A 19289-nucleotide genomic window follows, 5' to 3' on the forward strand; every position below is an offset into this window, starting at 1 on the left:
ATCTATGGTATAAAAAATAAGGCTTTACTAGCACATATAAACCACCATGTCCAATGGAAACTCCATGGCAGCAAGAGTTCCGGACAAAGGGCAAGCCTATGAACGAATATGATGCCAACCCGGCACCTGAACTTGATAACCTCATCCTCATCATCAAATCCTTCCTCGAACATATCGAATACACCCTGGGCAAAGATAAATATACCGCCACCCGATACGATGCCTTCAACGCCCTGGCCTACGCCGTGCGGGACAAGCTTGTGGAACGCTGGCTCGATACCCAGCAGGCCTACTACAATAGTGACAACAAGCGGGTCTATTATATCTCCATGGAATTCCTCATCGGACGGTCCCTGATCAACAGTCTGATCAACCTGGATATCCTGGAGGATTTCAGGGAGGCTATCACCTCCCTAGGCTATGACTTCGAAGAGATCTTTGACGAAGAGCAGGAAGCCGGTCTCGGCAATGGCGGCCTGGGGCGCCTGGCCGCCTGCTTCCTCGATTCCATGGCCACCATGTCCATCCCGGCATACGGCTATGGCATTCGCTATGAATACGGCATCTTCCGCCAGAAGATCGTCGACGGCGCCCAGATGGAACTCCCCGACAACTGGCTCCGTTACCGCAATCCGTGGGAACTGGACCGCCAGGAGCACCTGCATCCGGTAAAATTTTATGGACGGGTCCTCACCACCACCAACAAATTCGGCAAAACCGTCAGCGAATGGGTCGATACGGAAGATGTCATGGCCATGGCCTACGATACGCCCATTCCCGGCTACAAGAACAACTCGGTCAACACCATGCGCCTGTGGAGCGCCAAGTCAAGCCGTGACTTCGACCTCAAGTTCTTCAACGAGGGGAACTACATCCGCGCCGTGGAAAAGAAGATGCAGACGGAAACCATCTCCAAGGTGCTCTATCCGGCCGACAACGTTATCGAGGGTAAGGAGCTGCGTTTCAAGCAGGAATATTTTCTCGCTTCGGCAACCATCCATGATGTCCTCTACCGCTTCAAGAAAAAGCACACCGATCTCAGGCTCCTGCCCGACAAGGTGGCCATTCAGTTGAACGATACCCATCCTGCCCTGGCCATTCCTGAACTGATGCGGGTGCTGCTGGACCTGGAAAACGTGGACTGGGACGATGCTTGGCAGATCACCAGGAAAACCTTCGCCTATACCAATCACACCATACTGCCGGAAGCCCTCGAACAATGGCCGGTCTGGTTCTTCGAGCAGATCCTCCCCCGGCACCTGCAGATCATTTTCGACATCAACAAGTATTTTCTGGAAGAGGTTGCAAAACAGTTCCCAGGCGATAACGCACGCCTGGCCCGCATGTCCATCGTGGAAGAGCACTGGGAGCGGAAGATCCGCATGGCCCACCTGGCCATCGTCGGCAGCCATTCGGTCAACGGCGTTGCCGCACTGCATAGCGAAATCCTCAAACATCAGCTGTTCCGGGATTTCTACGAGATGTACCCGGAGCGGTTCAACAACAAGACCAACGGCATAACCCAACGGCGCTGGTTGAAGATGTCCAACCCTTCCCTTTCCGAGCTGATCGGCGAATATATCGGGGATGGCTGGGTCACCGACCTCTATGAGCTGGAAAAATTGCGAGCGGTCGCCACCGAACCGGAATTCGCAGCCAGATGGCAGGCAGTGAAAAAGCTCAACAAGGAGAAGCTGGCGGCTTACATCCTTAAACACAACTGCATCCAGGTCAACGTTGATTCCATTTTCGACTGCCAGGTAAAGCGGATCCACGAATACAAGCGGCAGCTGTTGAACGTGCTTCACGTTATCACCATGTACAACCGGATCAAGGAAAACCCGGCAGGCGACTTCGTTCCCCGCACCTTCATCTTCAGCGGCAAGGCAGCCCCCGCCTATGTCACCGCCAAGCTGATCATCCGCCTCATCAACGCCGTCGCCACTATTGTCAACAACGATCCGGAGGTGGGCGACCGGATGAAGGTGGTTTTTCTCGCCAACTACAGCGTCTCCCTGGCCGAACATATCTTCCCGGCGGCAGACCTGTCCGAACAGATCTCCACCGCAGGCACCGAGGCCTCCGGAACCGGCAACATGAAGTTCGCCCTGAACGGCTCCCTCACCATCGGCACCCTGGACGGCGCCAATATCGAGATCATGGAAGAGGTGGGGAGAGAAAACATCTTCATCTTCGGCCTGACCACGGACGAGGTCAACAATACCAGGAACAAGGGCTACAATCCCCGTGACTATTACAGCAAACTGCCGGCATTGCGAAGGGTGCTGGACCAGATCGCCGGCGGGTTCTTCTCTCCCGGCGCCCCCGACCTTTTCCGTCCCATCGTCGACCTGCTGCTGAATCAGGGAGATTACTACATGCTGCTGGCCGACTACACCTCCTACATCGCCTGCCAGGATGAGGTAAGCAAGCTTTACCGGGACCAGAACGAATGGACCCGGCGGGCAATCCTCAATACCGCCGGCATGGGCAAATTCTCCAGCGACCGGACCATTGCCGAGTACGCCAGAGATATCTGGGGGATCAGCCCGGTTTGTGTCAAGGGTGCCGAATCGCGCCAGCATGGTGACAGTTCCGCCCATGGATCTTTTTGACCGCAGGGCGGCGGAAGATGCCGCCAAGGAAGCCCCCCTCGCAGAAAAGATGCGGCCACGGACCATTGCCGAATATGTGGGGCAGGAACAGCTTCTTGGGGAAGGCAAGCTGCTGCGGCGGCTGATCGAAAGCGACCAGCTGACTTCCCTCATCTTCTGGGGTCCTCCCGGCTCGGGCAAAACCACCCTGGCCCGCGTCATCGCTGGTGCCACCAGTTCCCACTTCATCTTCTTTTCCGCCATCCTCTCCGGTATCAAGGAGATCCGCGAGATCGTCAAGGAAGCGGAGGAAGTGCGCAAGTTCCAGGGCAGAAGAACCATTCTCTTCGTCGATGAAATCCATCGTTTCAACAAGAGCCAGCAGGATGCCTTTCTCCCCTATGTGGAAAAAGGTGTTTTCACCATCATCGGCGCCACCACCGAAAATCCCTCCTTTGAAGTGATCGCCCCGCTCCTTTCACGGTGCAAGGTGCTGGTGCTCAATACCCTGAGCGAGGAAGAGCTGCAGAAGATCATCCGCAACGCCCTTACCGACCGTGAACGGGGGTTAGGCAATCTGGACCTTGCCATTACCGATGATGCCTTGAGCTACATGGCCGAGCAGGCCGGAGGCGACGGCAGGGTCGCCCTCAACACCCTGGAAACGGCAGCGCGACTGGCAGAGAACGGCACGATCACCATTGAAAATGTCCGGGAGGCGGTGCAGAAGAAACCGCTCCTCTACGACAAGGGGGGAGAGGAGCATTACAATGTCATCTCCGCCTTCATCAAGTCCATGCGGGGCAGCGACCCGGACGCCGCCGTCTATTGGCTGGCAAGGCTCATCGAGGCGGGGGAGGATCCTCTCTTCATCCTGCGCCGCATGGTAATACTCGCTTCCGAAGATATCGGCAACGCCGATCCCCGCGCCCTGCAGGTGGTAGTGTCTGCTCTCCAGGCTTTTCAGATGGTGGGGATGCCGGAGGGACGCATCATCCTTTCCCAGGCGGTCACCTACCTGGCCACCGCCCCCAAGTCAAATGCCTCATATCTGGCAATAGACGAGGCACTGGCCGAAGTTAGGAAGAGCGGAGCCCAGCCGGTCCCTATGCATATCCGCAATGCGCCTACCAAGCTGATGAAGGATCTGGGCTACCACGCCGGCTACCGCTATGCCCATGACTTTGCGGGTGGATACGTGGAGCAGGACTACCTGCCCGAGCGGCTCAAGGGACGGGAGTATTACCGTCCCGCCGGCTATGGCTACGAGAAGGCCATCAAGGAGCGGATGGAGTGGCTGAAAGGAAAGAAGGAGGATTCATGAGGAAAATCGGCATTCTAACCAGCGGCGGCGACTGTTCAGGGATGAACGCTGCCATCCGCAGCGCGGTACGGAGCGGCCTGCGAAATAATGTGGAAATGGTGGGGTTTCGCAAGGGATACGTGGGACTTATGAAACCCGATTACATCACCCTCGATTCCAAGGCAGTCTCCGGCATCCTCCACCGGGGGGGAACGTTCCTCCAGTCGGCACGCTCGCCCGAATTTCGCACCATTGAAGGGCAGCAGCAGGCCCTGGCCAACCTGAAAAACCTGGGGGTGGAAGGGTTGATCATCCTCGGGGGTGACGGTTCCCTGACGGGAGCATTGGCGCTGCACAACCTGGGCTTTCCGGTTATCGGCATTCCCGCCAGCATCGACAACGATATTCCCTTCACTGATATGGCCCTTGGGGTGGATACGGCGCTCAACAACATCATCTACGCAGTGGACTGCATCAAGGACACCGCCAGCTCCCACGCCCGTGCCTTCGTCATCGAGGTCATGGGGCGCAACTCCGGTTACCTGGCCAGTATCAGCGCCATAGCAGCCGGCGCCGAATACGCCCTGGTGCCGGAGCGGGATTTCGACCTCTCCGAAATCTGCCAGCAGTTGCGGGCCCGCTACGAAGAAGGACGGGACAACGCCATCATCATTCTCGCCGAAGGGGCGGGCAACGCCCACCAGATCGCCGACAGCATCAAGGACGCCATCGGCTTCGAAACCAGGGTAACGGTGCTGGGCCACTACCAGCGGGGCGGCGCACCCACCGTCTTCGACCGGCTCCTGGCGAGCCGCCTGGGAAAAAATGCCGTGGATTTGCTTCTCAAAGGGGAAAAAGGGCTGATGGTGGGTCTCTCCAACAACTCCATCATCACCACCTCCCTGGAGGACGTGGTCAAGGGGGAAAAAAAGCCACACGATGAGATGCTGCGGCTGGCGGAGGTGTTGGGGATATAGCAGACTGTTCGAAACTGTTGCTGATTGTATAAAAAGACATAACTACGGGCGGGGGATTTGGATTCCCCGCCCGTTTCTCTTTTCCTACTGCATAACCCTGATCAGATCGACCCCTTCGAAGACCACAGAGCCGACCTTGCCGGTAACATGCACCGGAACCCTGTCACCGCTCGGCAGCAGGTTAATCACCTCGCTCCGCCTGAACTTCACCATCAGATCTTTGATGCCGTCCTTGTCGCAATCGCCGACGGCGTAGGGACGAAGCTCTGCCGATATTGCCCCTTCAAGCCTGATGGATGCAATGTCGATGTCTGAAGGATTGTAGCCCTCCGGCAGTTCGATGCGCACGGTGACCCAGGTGCCGTTGCTCTTGGGATTGAGGGTATCGGGGTCGAAGTCGATGGTGGCGCCTATGCTTGTCACCGGCAAATGCACGGTGAAGCTCGCCATATGGGACCAGGCACCGTAGAGGGCACCGTCGAATGCCCTGGCACGCCACTGGTATGCGGTGTTGTCGGTAAGGGGTGTATTCAGGGTAACGGAGGTCATCCCTGAGGCGTCCTGGGGGATGCCTGTGACTGTCGCTGCCAGTGTCGGGCCCGCATAGATCTCGAAGTCGTAGCCTTGTATGGAGCTGTCGGGATCTGCGGCATTGGCAATGGTCAGGGTCGGTGTCGGCGTTGAAACACTGCTCCCTTCGGCAGGCAAGGCCGGTTTAGGTGCGCCGGGGGCATCGTTGGCGGTGTTGACCATGAAGCTCATCGCTTGAGTCCATTTATCGCTGGTGAGGTAACCATCGAAGGCGCGCGCCCGCCAGTAATAGGTCTGGTTCTCCGTCAGTGTCACCGGAACCGTCCAACTGGTGACTGCGGCTGTCTCAATGACACCGGCTGCCCGGCTGACGAGGCTGGTCAAGGCAGCATCGGCATAGACCTCAAACTCGTAGGTCAGTGGATCATGGTCAAGGTCGGCGGCATTGTGCACCGACAAGGTCGGGCTGTATTGATTCACCCCTGCCCCATCGGAGGGATTGGCCGGTGTGGGAGTCGTGGGTGGATCGTTGACGGTATTGGCAAAGAAGCTGATGGTTTCCGACCAGGTGCTTTCCGCTGCCCCGTCACTTGCCTTGGCGCGAAGGTAATAACGGGTGTTGTCCGAAAGACCGCTCAGATTCCAGGTGGTGCTCCCCTCCCCTTGGGGAATGCTGCCTGAGCGGACGATATTAGGCGAATCGAAGGTCGGTACCGTATCCGCTTCGAAGAAATAGGTAATGACAGACGAATCGGGATCGGTGCTGTTGGTGACGACCACATGGGTTGTCAAAGCGGCCACAGTCGAGCCGTTGAGGGGTGCCGTGATGACCGGTGTCGTCGGGGCATCGTTGGCGGTGTTGACCTGGAAGCGCACCGTTTGCGACCAGGGTCCTTCCATCTGCCAGTCGTCGGCCTGGGCTCGCCAATGGTACCAGCCGTTCTCCTGGAGGGTCACAGGTACGGTCCAGGAGGTGGTCGCTTCTCCGGAAGCAACGCCGGGGGTTGAGGCTATGATGTTGGTGAACTCGGGATCCAGTGCGACGGCGAAGTTGTAGGTGAGGCTGGTGCTGTCGGGGTCTGAAGAGTTGTTGATGGTCAGCGTTGGACTTGACAGTGCCACAGCGGTACCGTCTGCAGGGGCGGAAACGGTCGGCGCTGTCGGGGGATCGTTGATGGTGTTGACCCGGAAGGAGACGGCAGGCATCCACGGGCCGTACAGTTTGCCGTCAAAGGCACGGGAGCGCCAGTAGTATGTCTGGTTCTCAATCAGAGCTGCCGGCGTCCAGATGGTCATGTTTGCGGTTTCCGGTGCCTGTCCGGAGGCGGCAAGGTTGGTCAGGCCGCTGTCGGTGTAGACCTCGAATTGATAGGTGAGCCGGTCGTCGTTGGGATCGGCGGCATTGCTGACGGTAAGCTGCGGCGTCAGGGTTTCCACGTCGGCTCCACTAATTGGGCTTACCAGCGCCGGGGCCGAAGGTGCGCCTTCCACGCGGAAATAGGTGCCGGCGAGGGTTTCCTCTACCCCGTCGATGGTTGCTCGCAGGATAACCAGGTAGTCCTTGGCGCCGTAGTTCTGGGTATCGATTTGGCCGGTTCCTGAATGGATTTGCCCCATGGCGAGGCTGGCCGTGTCGGGGATGGGGTTATAGGTGGTCTGGTCGCTTATGTTGATCGTCTGCACTGACAGGGGGATGTTGACAAGGTCCGTGTTCCCGATGTTGGTAACGGTGTATGAAACGGCTACCGGTTCTCCGGTCAGGATGCTCTGCTTGTCGAGGGTTACCTGTCCTTTCAGGAGAGCGGTGGGCTTCGTGATGCTGCCAATGACCAGATTACAGGTGGATTTGGTGATAACGGTGCCGGTGTTGTTCAGGATCTGCATTGTTACCAGGTAGGTTGCCGCCGGGTTGGCTCCCACGTTCCAGTATTTATTGATGGTGGTGGTTTGGCCCTGGTTAAGCTGGGGGATAGAAGTCGTATCGGTGTAGAGGGCCTGCCCCTGGCTGTTGGTGATGGTTACCAGCAAGGAGAGGTTCTCCATGTAGGTGTTTGCTGTAAGCGTTCCTGTCAGATTTGCCTGATCATTGGGGTTGTAGGCGATCTTGTCGGTGACTATTTTGCCGGTAACGCTGGCGGCTATTGGCGGTGCGGTGTACGCCACGGTTTTGGTGAGGGTCCGGCTCAGGTCGCCGGTGATGGTGAAGGTGTAGGTAGTGTCGGCTGCGATCTGTTGAGTGTACTGGACCGATCTTGTCTCTCCGGCAGGGATGGTTATTGTCTCTGCCGTGGTATCGAATGATTTGGCAACGGCAATGACCGCTTCTATCTTGCCGCTGTTGGTGAGGACAAGGCTCACCTGGAACGGGTCGGCTCCTGCGCTGTCGGGGGCGGTGAGTGCCGCAGTGACCATGGGGCTTGACGCTTCATATTGTTCGGTGATGTCGGCAATGATGACACTATTCTGGGTTACCGCTCCTTTGAGCGTATAAATGCCGTCGCTGCCTGCTGTGGTGGTAAAGCTGAACGGACGGCTGCCGTTGGCCGCAATGTCGAAGGTGTCAGTATAGAGGGTTGCCCCTTGGTTATCCTTCACCTGCAGGGCAAGGGCTGCTGCCAGGCTGGTGATGTTCCTGACTTCGCCGCTTATGGTCACTGTTTCGCCCGGTTTGTAGATCTTCTTGTCGGGTGAGAGAAGTAGCTGGAAGTTCCCCTGTTCGATGTAGAAGGGGTATTCGGCGGAGGCAACGGCTTGTCCGGTGCTGGAGGTGAGGGTGCCCTGGAAGTAGAGCTTGCCCAGAACACCCAGGGTGCCGATGGTTTTATTCAGGTCAGCGACGGCTACTGGAGCAAGATCGACGGGCACGTCCGTCTGCCAGAGCACTTCGCCCGGGTCGGCCAGGTAGGTGACGGTGAGATCGTTGAGCAGTGGCGTTACATTGGTATCGGTTGTAGCCAGCGTGGCCTCCACCTCGATCCACCGGGCGGCGGGATTAGTGATTGGTGAACCGCTTGCGGTGATGTAGTCGCTCCAGATGGCGGTGGTGAGGCCGGCTTCGGTGTCGGCGGTGCGGGTGCGGAATTTGATGGAGGTGCCGGTGGGTTGGGTGGTGTTAAAATTTATTTTCCCCCAACTGGTATTCGCCGCGCCAGAGTCTTGCTTTAAAGTCACTACTCCTGCACTGGCATATACACCGTTTTCTGTATAAAAAGCATCTACATCAACAGATGCTGACTCATCAAGTAAGGTATCAGCATTCGTAGTTAAAATTCTGATAGTTGCTGGTCCGGTTTCCATGCCAGATTTCAAATGATATGTGCTCCACATAGCACCATCCCAGTACTCTGCGTAGGCAGAGGTTCCCGTTCTTCGAAGCTTGAAATAGCCAGAAACCCAGTTACTCGGGGGTACACTAGAAGCCCACCAGTTACTATTAATATAGGAGTTAGCCTGCAGTTGAGGAAGTTTTGATGGATAAATGTTTGTCTCATAAAGCCAAAAACCTGATGAAGGACCCGTCTTGGCCGTGAGGTAATGGCCTATATCCCCTTCCGGATGCGATCTAACGACGGTGAATTTAGCGTTTTTATACTTTTCAATGGCTGCAAAATCACCTGGCAGGGAAGCTTTTAAAAAAACAGAAGTCGCGCCATTACCATCACTTTTTTGATGCATAAGACCGTTAGCTTCAGTTGGCAAGTAAACTCCAGCGGATCTCCATCTATCCTCATTCAGCACTCCATCGTCAAAATTATCATTCAGTGGTAGTAGTCTAGCCGAGTCCACTGTCTGGTTTACTGTCATGATCCGGCCGGAGCTGATTTTGAAATTATCCCAATGAGTTTCAACAGGGTTATTATACCCATTGTTGGTGGTCCACAGTCTTACATTTAAGGGGCCATCCCAAATATTTGTTGACCATAGTTGTTTCCAGGCACCATTTTCCCAGCAATATGCAATTGCTGTAGTCCCATTTCTAGTAATTCGAAGCTTACCGCTGGAATCGGTTGTACTAAGATTAGGGCTATGATTCCATGAACTTCCATTCCAATAATCGGCACTATAAACATTCTGGCCATAGGATATTTTGCGTTCTACACGAAACTCACGATTTGCTGCCTCGATCCTGAGTAAGGCCCAGAACTCACCAGAAGAAGGGTTTACCAAGCTAAAATCAACCTGAACATCGAAATCACCTTGTAATTGAGAAGAAGCGTTTCCCACAAGACTCGCATATCCCGCCCCCGGACCTGCCGATTGTATTAAAACACCGGTGCTTTCTTGTTGTTTACTGGTGCCATAGTTGTCTTCTACCCATTTACCTGTGTCAATACGATCATCGTCAAAATCATCATCCGGAATAATCCAGTCATTGACCCCGTAGGTGTCCACCCCATTACGCACACCGGTCTGGAAATCGGCTTGGGTAATCCAGGTCTTCTGCTTGTAGCTCCCCGGCCCGGTGACCACCTGCAGATGCACATTCCCCCCCTGCAAGGGGGTGCCGGTGTTGGTTATTGCGCCGAGGCCGGTGATGTTCTCGGTTGCCAGATAGACCTCTTTATCTGTTTGCATCTGAAGGCTGGCTTTTATCCCAGCGATGCTGAGTGCATAGGGAACAATTTTTTCTACAGTTGTTTTACCATCCTTGAATTGGACGTTGAGGGTATAGGTACCATCCACAGCACCGACCGGAATGGGCAGGCCAAGGGGAATAGAAGACCCAGCTACTGCAATCTCGGTAGCTGATTTTTCGGCAATGAGTGTTGCCTTTGCATCATAAAGGCTGGCTTGGTAGTCAACTGGTGTATCAATGCCGCCGGTATTTGCAATTACCACTGTAATTGTATTTCCGGCGCTATAGGCGGTCTTGGCCACTGTTGAGGTCAAGGATGATTCCGGAACAGCCCAGAAGGCTTTTTCCGTAACCTCTGATCCGGAAGGAAGGCGAAGAGTAACGGTGGCAGGATGTAGACCGGCATTTACCGTTTCCGGAACTGGGAAACTGTAGATGACTGCAGTGCCAGAAGCCGAAATACCTGCAGGAAGAAATTTGGTTTCAGTATAGGTTGCATCCGGGATGGATACGGTGGCAGTTAATCCGGTATCGAGGCTGAACTTACCGGTGTTGGTTATGACAACGGTGAGATTGCCTGCTTCCCTGATGCGATAGGTGCTTTTATCGAAGGAAGCATTAATGTCAACGGTATTGGTCAGCACCACTTCAACCGGCTTGATCGTTCTGGTTTCATCGCTCAGGATATAGGACAGGGTATAGGTACCCAATTTCAGAACTGCAGTACTCACATTATAGGTAAGCATCTTGCTCTCAGCCAATGCAAGGCTCAAGGCCTGGGAGGAGCTATATGCCACCTGCCCATCCGGGTCTTTCAGGGTGACGGCCAGGACGCCTGACGATACGGGAATGGTACCGGTATTGGTCAGGTTGAATGTCACGGTATTGGTGGTGGAGAAGGTGGTCGGCAATGTTGGGCTTATGGATACTTCACTAACGGCAGAACCGAAGCTGTTCGAAGCGGTTTGCATGATATTACCGGCCTCGGAGTATAGCTCGGCCTGGATCAGATAATTTCCAGACACTGCATTTTGCGGCATGACAAAGCTGACAGTCTGTGCAACATCGCCATCTGCCGCTAAACTCAGTGAAACTGTCGTATCGAATACTTTAGCGACATAGGGATCTAGTACCCTTACATGGAGGAGTGGCGAGAGGTCTAACGACTGCTTGTTGTGAATGTTTACCGTAACAGGGACGGTTTCTCCAGACTTGTAAAGCGCCTGGTCAACTTTGACAGTCATATCGGCAGAGGGGGTAATCATCATGGCAAGAGCGGGACTGAAGATGAACGTCTCACCAGGAGCGAGGGTACTGCCGATGCGGGCACTGAAATACCCTTCAGCACCTGCGGAAATGGTTACATCTCCAGGAGTTATGTCAGTAATTGCATAGGTTCCGCCTGCTAACGTCGCTGCTTTCAATGTTGTATTTCCGGTTGCTGTCTCCATTACGGCACCGGCAAATGGTGCATCGGAGCCGGCATTCCTCACCACGCCCTGCACGGATGCTGAAACAGTGCCGGTGGATAGGACAATTGTTCCGGCATTGGTAGTCGCTCCAGCGGTAATGTAGGTCTTCAAGGTACGTGGAGTATAACCATCCAGGGCAACCGTTATCTGCTGCATTCCGTAATGAATGCCATTCAGGGCAAACGTACCGGTGCTGTTCGTCACAGTGCTAACTTTAGGATCGTTGGTCAAGGACAAGGCTACACCTGCAAGAGGTAGAGAAGTCACCGCATCAACCACCGTCCCGCTAATACCTCCGTTTGTCACCAATGGGGTGAGAGCAATATCCATGGTCTGGAGCCATGGCTGCTTCCCAACGGTGTAGGATTTGCCCACATATCCGACAGAGAAGGCCTTGACGGTTATCTCGGCATCGTTGATGTCGGCTATGGCATAGGTACCGGCAAAGTCGGTGCGGGAGGTCAGGTTGCCCGGTTGAACCATAACTTCCGCCCCCGGAATGGGCAACCCGCTCTTTGCATCGGTCACCTTGCCGGTCAGGGTCATCAAGAAAGACATCTCCAGGCGGATCGTGCCCAAATCTGTGGTAGTGCCGGCAGAAATCACCACCCGGAAGGTATGGCTGGCGAAACCATGCATACCCACGACCACCTGGTAGGTCCCCGGCTGCAGGTTGGCGATAGTAAAGTACCCGCCCCCTTCCGGTTCGACCGAAACCGACGTCCCTCCGGAGACGATCACCTGCACCCCAGTCTCTTCCGGCAGATGCCCGATGGGCCTACCCCAGAAGCTGTCCACCACTCGGCCCACCAGGGTGCCTGTTGTAGCCGTTGGTGGGGAGGTGCTCAAACGCGGAGAAAAGGTAAGCGTCGTTCGGGCGTAGACAGTGCCGGTGGAGGTCAAGGCTTGATAGCCTGCCTTCTCGGCAGTGATAGTGACATCGCCAGGGGTGACATAGGTAAAGGTGAAGCCTCCGTCGGCTCCGGTTGTGGCAGTGCCGCTCCAGGCCCCTGATACTGTGATTGCCACACCAGCCAGCGGCTTACCTGTGGGGTCGGTCACGGTGCCGGCGATGGTACCGGTGGAATAAGCGGAAAGCAGGGAGATGGTTCCGAGGCTAGAGGTTGCCCCTGCAACAGCGGTTGTGGATGCGCTGTTTGCGGCATAGCCAGAGAGTGTAAAGGTCAGCTTCTGCGTACCTGTTGGTACATCGGCCAACGCAAAGCTGCCGGTGGCGTCGGTGGTTGCGGCAAAGAGGGTGTTGCCGTCAATCGCCACCGCTACGCCGCTCACCGGCCTCTTTGTCACCGCATCGATCACTGTGCCGGTAATTGTAGCACCAAGCGGCGGCGCCGGAGGCGGCGACGGTTTGTTTTCAGAGAAATACAGCGCTTTCAGCGCCAATGCAGTCGAGTAGGGATCGTCATTCCAGGAGCCGTTGGCGGATTGAGTGGTGGTGAGGTAATTGACGGCATTCCCCAGAATGGTTGCATCATTGGAAACAGCTGCCAGGGCAACATAGGCCAGGGCTGTTTCATAAACGGTAGAAGGAGAACTGCCGAAGCCGCCGTCGCTGTTCTGATGGGCGATGAGGAAGGCGGTAGCTTTGGCTACGGCATTGGCAATGATGGTCATTTGGGGGAACTGCTGCAGGGTCGCCGAGACGACAGCGGTCATATAGACGTTGCTGCTGTCGCCGGCATAGAATCCCCAGCCACCGTCTGCATTCTGGCTGGAGGTCAGATACGCCAGGGCCGGGTTGATGATGGTGGGGTCGGTGTAGTTGGCGGATTTGAGGGCTTGGAGGGCCTTCGCGGTATCAAGCAGGGTTGTTTCATACCCGGCATCGCCGCCCCAACCTCCTTTGATTCCATCTACAGAGGGAGTAAGGGAAGTGACATCACTCAACCCAAGGGTGCGGAGCCTTTCTGCTATGTAGTCAACTGGCTGCGGTGATAGTGCCTGCAGCCATGAAGTGCCGGTTGTATAGGAAGTGGAGGCGGTCTGATTCAGCAGTTTCAACGTTTCCAGGACAGAAACAGTGGCTGCGGTGGTTTCTACCTCCGACGTGCTGGTATTCCAGGTGCCGTCAGGGTTTTGGGATGCAGTAAGGAAGGTCAGGCCGCCAGCGATTTGAGGGAGTTGGGCATGTGCGAATGTCGCTAGATTAAACACAATAGCAACAATGATGATTAAATTACGATTGAGCATGTAGCCACTCCAATTTTTATAAAATATTTGTTCTCTGAAAATTGTGAAATAAATTTACACTAGCTCCTCAATCACATTAACAATGGTTTCTACAAAATTGTTTAGATCTTTACTGGTGGTGTAATCTTTCATCTGCATGCCTAGCAAGGCAAATGACAGCTTTTTCAAAAATTCTGTTGATACTCTAACCCACAACGTATCAAGTTTATCTACAACAATTTTATTAGCTTCATATTTCGATATACCAACTAAAACACAGTAAAACCCTTTTTGAAGTTCTCCTGAAGAGTACAAAACACTATACATTTCTAAACCAGAATCTCCGGCTGCAGCCGCAATTGCTAAATAATGCATTAGTTCTGCAACCATTGCTCGTTGCAGCAGTCCCCCATTCATGGCACCATTAATCATATATGCCCCAGCACAAGTCTCAGGATTAGTGATGATATAGCCACAGCCAACCCAGCCATTGAAGTTTATATTCGTCTTAGACACAGTAACGACTTTGCCAGCGTTAACTGCATTGCTAATATCCTCTTTGGTCTGCTGATCAAGCTGTAGTTGCGGCATCAGTGCGGATACGTTCTGCTGGTTGATTGTGTAGATGGGTATTCCCTGATCATTGGCAATCTTAAGTGCCTTGACTGTGCTGATTGCTTGTGCTTGATTCTCCGGTGTTGAAAAAAGTTGTTCCGGCACGCTATGCTCCAGAGCGGATGATGTCATGCCACTGGATAGCATGTACTGCTTCGCTGTATCGTTGTTGCCATCCTTTGCCTTCACCACCTGCATCAAATAATCTGCATCCATATTGAGTCCGCCAGTGCTGACGAAGCGTGGTATGCCAAAGAACATCGCCACTCTCAGTTTGGTAGCAAAAATAGTTTCCGAAGGCACAGTGATGGCATTGACGTTCATTGTTCTGGCGGTGATGTAGTTCATGGTGCCAAGCTCTGCATGGTAGGCCAGCGCGGTTGTATAGAGCAGGTCACCGACAAGGTCGTCCTTCATCATGCCGCTGAAGTCGCTGTTCTGCAGTTTTGTTTTGGTCGTCTCCAGCTTTGACTTCAGCGCCGTCAACTGCTCTTGGCTGATCCTCCCAAGATTGAGCCCAATCGCCTGATACACACCGGCATCGATGTAATTGGTTATCTGACTCGCTCCATACGACGGATCGGAAAAAGTGATAGTAAAGATGTTGGTCCCTCCAAGCCCAACCGGTGCACCTGTGGCAACCACCTGGCCGTCAATCCTCAACTCGGGTTTTACATTGATCAGGTATGCCGGGAGTTGTGACGGCAGTTCGCTTGGCTGGATAGGCGATCCATCTGCATGGGGAGTCGGCAAGAAAGAATTGATGACGGCTTCATCCTGTGGGGTCGCTGGTGAGTAACTGAGGGTAATCTTCTTCCCTGCCAGTTCGGCAAGGTTTTTGCTGATATTCAGTGATGTATCAGTGGGTAACGGTGCATCGGGATCATAGGCTGTAATATCGACTGTCTCCTTTTTGACGTAGAAGGACAGCTTGTGGCGCAAGGTATCTGGAACAGCGGCAAAGGTTGCTCCCTTTACGGCGGTGCGGTACGGCAGGGTGCCCAGGAGATACGGATATTCCTTTTTGACGATCTCTTTCTTGCCGAGGACGTCGCCAACTGTGGCATTGGGATAATTCTGCTGTATGTAATTTTGCACCCGTGTCTGGTAGTCCTGCATGGTCTGCTGGACGAGCAGAGAATTTACACCTGTAACATAGCCTTGGGTTTCGTTGATGGTGGCGCCTGATTGAATCTGGGTCAGGAAGGATTGCGCGTCAAAGGGAACGGCTGTCTTGATGTCGATCCCTTGGGAATAGTTGTACTGCTTGTAGCTTGGATCGAGCCTGATCCAGGTATCTCCTTGTCCCTGTTTGTGCTTGGCGCCTCGGGACGGAATATAGTCGATGAAGGCTTCGACCCAGACATGCTCGAACCGAGCGGCTACTATTTTGCCATTAGCAACGAGACCTTTGGTGGGTATGCCGCCGCTGGACATGAAATCCAGGGCTGCCATGGGGTCGGAAAAGCCCCCTGCCCAGTTCATAATTTTTTCGATAGGCAGTTCCACGGTGCCGGTGACATAACGTGCATGAATCCCGGCTGTCCGCAGCAAAGCGATAAGCAGAGATGAAGTATCGAAGGCATTCCCCTGTTTTGTCTGCATGGTCATCTGGGCACCCTGAATGGAGCCCCAGGTGGGGACGAATTCGATGTTGTTCCTCACCCACTCATAGATCTTCACCGGGTTATTCCCCAACTCCAGCGCCTTGGCCCTGATCTCCGGGGTCAGTTGCACCTCGATGGTCTCGGCAAGGTCGTCGGGTGTTAACAGCCCGGCCGTAGAGCCTGCGGATGCCAGCATAATTCGCATCTGGTTCTTCCAGGCATGTTTGTCCTTCTTCAGGTCCTTCTCGAACTCTTCCTTTTTCATGCGCGGTTCGCGCTTGATAACCTTGGGTTGACGATGGGGGAGATTGTTGGGGTCGAGTTTTTGATGGCGGGATGGGGCTTTTGTTTTTTCCAGATGCTGGTGGGCTTTTTCCATGCCCGTATCGGCCTCTGCCTTGTCCTTGGCTTTCTCTATGATATCGAGATTGCCCTTCAGTTCTGCCAAATTGTCATCGTAATGCTTGACGAACTTACGGTGCCGCTCCAGGATCTCCGGGGGAAGCTTGGCATCCTTCAGCTTCTTTTCCGTCTCGGCGAACTGCTTGCGCACTTCCACGTCAAGGGCTTCGATCTCTGCCTTCTTGGTCCGCAGGCGCCCTTTCTTGGTCTGCAGATCTTCCTTTTTATCGCCGAGGATGTCTTCAACCTCTTCGGTTGCCTTGGCAAAGCGCTCCTCTGAGCCCTCCGGCTTTTTCTCGACCTGCTGCAACTTGGCCTTCTTCGCCTCGATCTGGGCTGCATTGGCAATGCTGAAAACCCCACCGGACGTCCAGGTAAAAAAGCAGAGAACTACTGCGGATATCTGACGTGAGTATTTGCGGAACATCTTTCCCCTCCATAAAAAACATTCAAAAACATCAAACCTTGAATTGGACGCGGAAACTGCGGATCAGAACGGATCAAGCATTAACCCAAAATCCTAAGTTTTTGATCTTGGTTTAAAATCCGCCTTTTCAGCCGTTATCCGCGTCCCATTCAAAAGTCTTTAAAATCTTAAAATCCTCAAAACCTGAATTGGACGCGGAAACTGCGGATCAAAGCGGATCAAGCATAAACCCCAAAAGCCTTAGGTCTTTGATCCTGGGTTTAATCCGCCTTTTCCGCCTTTATCCGCGTCCCATTCAAAAGCCTTTAAAATCTTAAAAATCCTCAAAACCTGAATTAGACGCGGAAACTGCGGATCAGAGCGGATCAAGCATTAACCCAAAATCCTAAGTCCTTTGATCTTGGTTTTAAATCCGCCTTTTCCGCCGTGATCCGCGTCCCATAAAGATTTTTGACTTTAATCCTGCAGTCCGCTCTTCACCGAAAAGTGCACAAAACTTCATCAGTGTCACCAAAAGTGTAAAAAAATTTTACAGTGTAAAAAATTTTTACAGCCTATATCATTGTTTTTAAAGGGTAATCAGGACTATAGAAAATTGATGAAAGGATTACAACTGAATTAAAAATATAATTTGTTAATTTGTAGGCACAAAATCAGCATCAAACCAAAGAGACGCTTTCATTGGAGTGGGAAAAGCTGAGGCGGTTGCTGCGTAGGGCCTGTGAGAATGGCTCGGAGAGGGTTTAGAGATCCAGATTTATGAAATCGAAGGCCTGTACCATGTCGGCAACGGCTTTGGAGCGGCAATACTTGATGAATTCCCTTGCAAGCGGGGTCGGTTCCCCTTTCGCCACCAGGTTCAGGACGCGGATTAGCGGGTACGAGCCGTTGACGATGGAAGCCTTGGTGGGAAGCCGGCCGTCGAGGGCAATCATGTGGATCTTGCCCTGCCGGCTGGAATAGCGGTAGGCCTCGCCGAAGGAGACATAGCCGATGGCGCCGCTGTTTTTTGCCACCGCCTTGATGGTAATGGCCGATGAGGCAGGAATGAGAATCCCCTGCAGCTGCGACACCGGTATCTGCAGATATTCGGAAACGATTTTGGTGGATGATCGCCCGTCACCCCGCAATATGGCCTTGAGCGGCTGATCTCTGCCGATAAATTGCTTCCAGTTGCTTGCCTTGCCGGTGAAGACCTGCGCCAACTCGGCTCTGGTCATATTTTTTACCGAACTGTTGCCGGAAACGATGAAGCAGATGGCATCGAGCCCAACGGGGAATGCCTTCAGGTCCCGTTCCGTTTCCTTGAGCGCCCGCGACACCATGCCGAGGGAATTTCTGCTGGTTCTGGTATCGCTCAAACCTCTGGCGGAGTTATAGCCCTGGACGGTGATCGTCACCCCCGGGTGCAGTCGCTCGAAGGATTTGGCCATTTCCGCAATGAGCGGAGCCATGGTTTCCGAGCCGGTAATCAAAAGGCTGCCGGAGAGGCGCTCGGCGGCCGATGCAGGCAAGGGGCTGAAGATCAGCAGGGAAAGCAGGAGAAAAGCCAAAAGACACGGGTGCTTGCTCGTAACCATCATTTTTTTCCTTTCAGGGGAAAAAGGAAAGAATTTCATCGTGTCGGTCCAGCCGTGCGAATGCAGGCATATCTGCCTTGTAGGCGATAAAGGGAACGCCCGCAGCTTCGGCGGCCAGACGGTCTACCTCGGAATCGCCGACGAAAAGGGCCTGCTGCGGTTCAAGCCTGTAATATTCAAGTACCTTTAGCAATGGGTCCGGGTAGGGCTTTGGTCTCTCCACCTTGGCCGCCGTCATCACATAGCTGAAATAACGGGAAAGATCGAAGGATTCCAGCACCATATCCACGGAGGTGGAGCGGTTGGTGCAGACTGCCAGATGGACCAGCGGCTGCAGTGCTGTCAATGTCTCGCGGAAGTTCTCCTCCATGGACATCAGATGCACCAGATCGCCGTAGTTTATGGTCCCGGCAAAGGCCTGGGCCTCGGCGCAACGTTCATCGCCGGCAAAAAGGTACGCCATGACATCGGCATTGGCATAGGTATGCAGCACCCGCATCATCTCCCCATCATTCCGGTCCAGGGGAGGTTTGCCGAAATTGGCCAGGATCCGTTGATAGAAGGCGAAGTTGGCCTCGAAGGAATCGAACATCACCCCGTCACAATCGTATATTACCGCTTTATAGCTTGCCCTCACTCCTCACTCCTCACCGACTGCAGATATTCCTCCCATTCAATGGGAAGCAGGTGCTTTTTCCGGTTGTTGCACTCCTTGCAGGCAGGCACCACATTGCCCCGGGTGCTCTTGCCTCCGCGGATAACCGGGACGATATGGTCCATGGAGAGTTCATCTGCGGGGAACCTGCCGCCGCAGTAGTGACAGATCCCCCGGGCAAGGCGATTTTTCCACCACTGGGACTTGCGCAGTTCACGGGCCTTTTCCCGCTCCCGTTTTATTTCCTGTTCCGATATTTCGATGATGAAGGACAACGAATGTACCCCTGATTACAATCAATTCTTTCTGCGAGGGGGGGCTGCCGCGGCTTCGTCCGTTCGTTCGATCGCAGCAACTGCG

The 19289-nt window shown here is 54.1% G+C and carries 8 protein-coding genes; 3 read left to right on the top strand and 5 right to left on the bottom strand.

Features of this window, described 5'->3' with window-relative positions; all coding sequences use genetic code 11:
• Positions 1 to 98: 98 nt before the first annotated feature.
• From GEOB_RS17220 to pfkA, 3 genes are read left to right on the top strand one after another with little or no spacing between them, the layout of a single operon-like run.
• The gene (locus GEOB_RS17220) at positions 99 to 2615 is read left to right on the top strand and encodes a glycogen/starch/alpha-glucan phosphorylase (RefSeq protein WP_012648533.1); all 2517 of its coding nucleotides are present in this window, start codon (positions 99 to 101) and stop codon (positions 2613 to 2615) included.
• Positions 2602 to 3918, top strand: coding sequence for a replication-associated recombination protein A (locus GEOB_RS17225; RefSeq protein ID WP_012648534.1), 1317 nt, complete (start codon positions 2602 to 2604; stop codon positions 3916 to 3918). Before GEOB_RS17220 ends, GEOB_RS17225 begins: the two co-directional genes overlap by 14 nt.
• A complete protein-coding gene (gene pfkA / locus GEOB_RS17230) occupies positions 3915 to 4874 on the top strand; it encodes a 6-phosphofructokinase (protein ID WP_012648535.1) in 960 nt (319 codons plus the stop codon). Before GEOB_RS17225 ends, pfkA begins: the two co-directional genes overlap by 4 nt.
• Positions 4875 to 4958: 84 nt before the next feature.
• Here the strand turns inward: pfkA and GEOB_RS17235 are convergent, their stop codons facing one another.
• From GEOB_RS17235 to GEOB_RS17255, 5 genes are all read right to left on the bottom strand, one after another.
• Positions 4959 to 13664, bottom strand: a complete 8706-nt coding sequence (locus GEOB_RS17235; protein WP_012648536.1) for a carboxypeptidase regulatory-like domain-containing protein — start codon at positions 13662 to 13664, stop codon at positions 4959 to 4961.
• Between the two features lie 54 nt (positions 13665 to 13718).
• Positions 13719 to 16694 (bottom strand): transglutaminase-like domain-containing protein, encoded by a 2976-nt coding sequence (locus tag GEOB_RS17240; RefSeq protein WP_012648537.1) that lies wholly within the window; start codon positions 16692 to 16694, stop codon positions 13719 to 13721.
• Between the two features lie 743 nt (positions 16695 to 17437).
• Positions 17438 to 18277 (bottom strand): phosphate ABC transporter substrate-binding protein, encoded by an 840-nt coding sequence (locus GEOB_RS17245; RefSeq protein WP_012648538.1) that lies wholly within the window; start codon positions 18275 to 18277, stop codon positions 17438 to 17440.
• A 10-nt stretch (positions 18278 to 18287) separates the two neighbouring features.
• Positions 18288 to 18911, bottom strand: coding sequence for an HAD family hydrolase (locus GEOB_RS17250; RefSeq protein ID WP_012648539.1), 624 nt, complete (start codon positions 18909 to 18911; stop codon positions 18288 to 18290).
• On the bottom strand, positions 18908 to 19204 hold the full coding sequence (locus tag GEOB_RS17255) for an HNH endonuclease (RefSeq protein WP_012648540.1): 297 nt from the start codon (positions 19202 to 19204) through the stop codon (positions 18908 to 18910). The genes GEOB_RS17250 and GEOB_RS17255 overlap by 4 nt, the downstream gene beginning before the upstream one ends.
• Positions 19205 to 19289: the final 85 nt, after the last annotated feature.

Source organism: Geotalea daltonii FRC-32 (assembly GCF_000022265.1).
Lineage (GTDB): Bacteria > Desulfobacterota > Desulfuromonadia > Geobacterales > Geobacteraceae > Geotalea > Geotalea daltonii.

What these genes read in the sequence shown, in the direction of transcription:
- GEOB_RS17225 (WP_012648534.1), top strand. Translation starts at nt 2,602, where the DNA reads ATGGATCTTTTTGACCGCAGGGCGGCGGAAGATGCCGCCAAGGAAGCC.
- GEOB_RS17240 (WP_012648537.1), bottom strand. Translation starts at nt 16,694, where the DNA reads ATGTTCCGCAAATACTCACGTCAGATATCCGCAGTAGTTCTCTGCTTT.
- GEOB_RS17245 (WP_012648538.1), bottom strand. Translation starts at nt 18,277, where the DNA reads ATGATGGTTACGAGCAAGCACCCGTGTCTTTTGGCTTTTCTCCTGCTT.
- pfkA (WP_012648535.1), top strand. Translation starts at nt 3,915, where the DNA reads ATGAGGAAAATCGGCATTCTAACCAGCGGCGGCGACTGTTCAGGGATG.
- GEOB_RS17235 (WP_012648536.1), bottom strand. Translation starts at nt 13,664, where the DNA reads ATGCTCAATCGTAATTTAATCATCATTGTTGCTATTGTGTTTAATCTA.
- GEOB_RS17220 (WP_012648533.1), top strand. Translation starts at nt 99, where the DNA reads ATGAACGAATATGATGCCAACCCGGCACCTGAACTTGATAACCTCATC.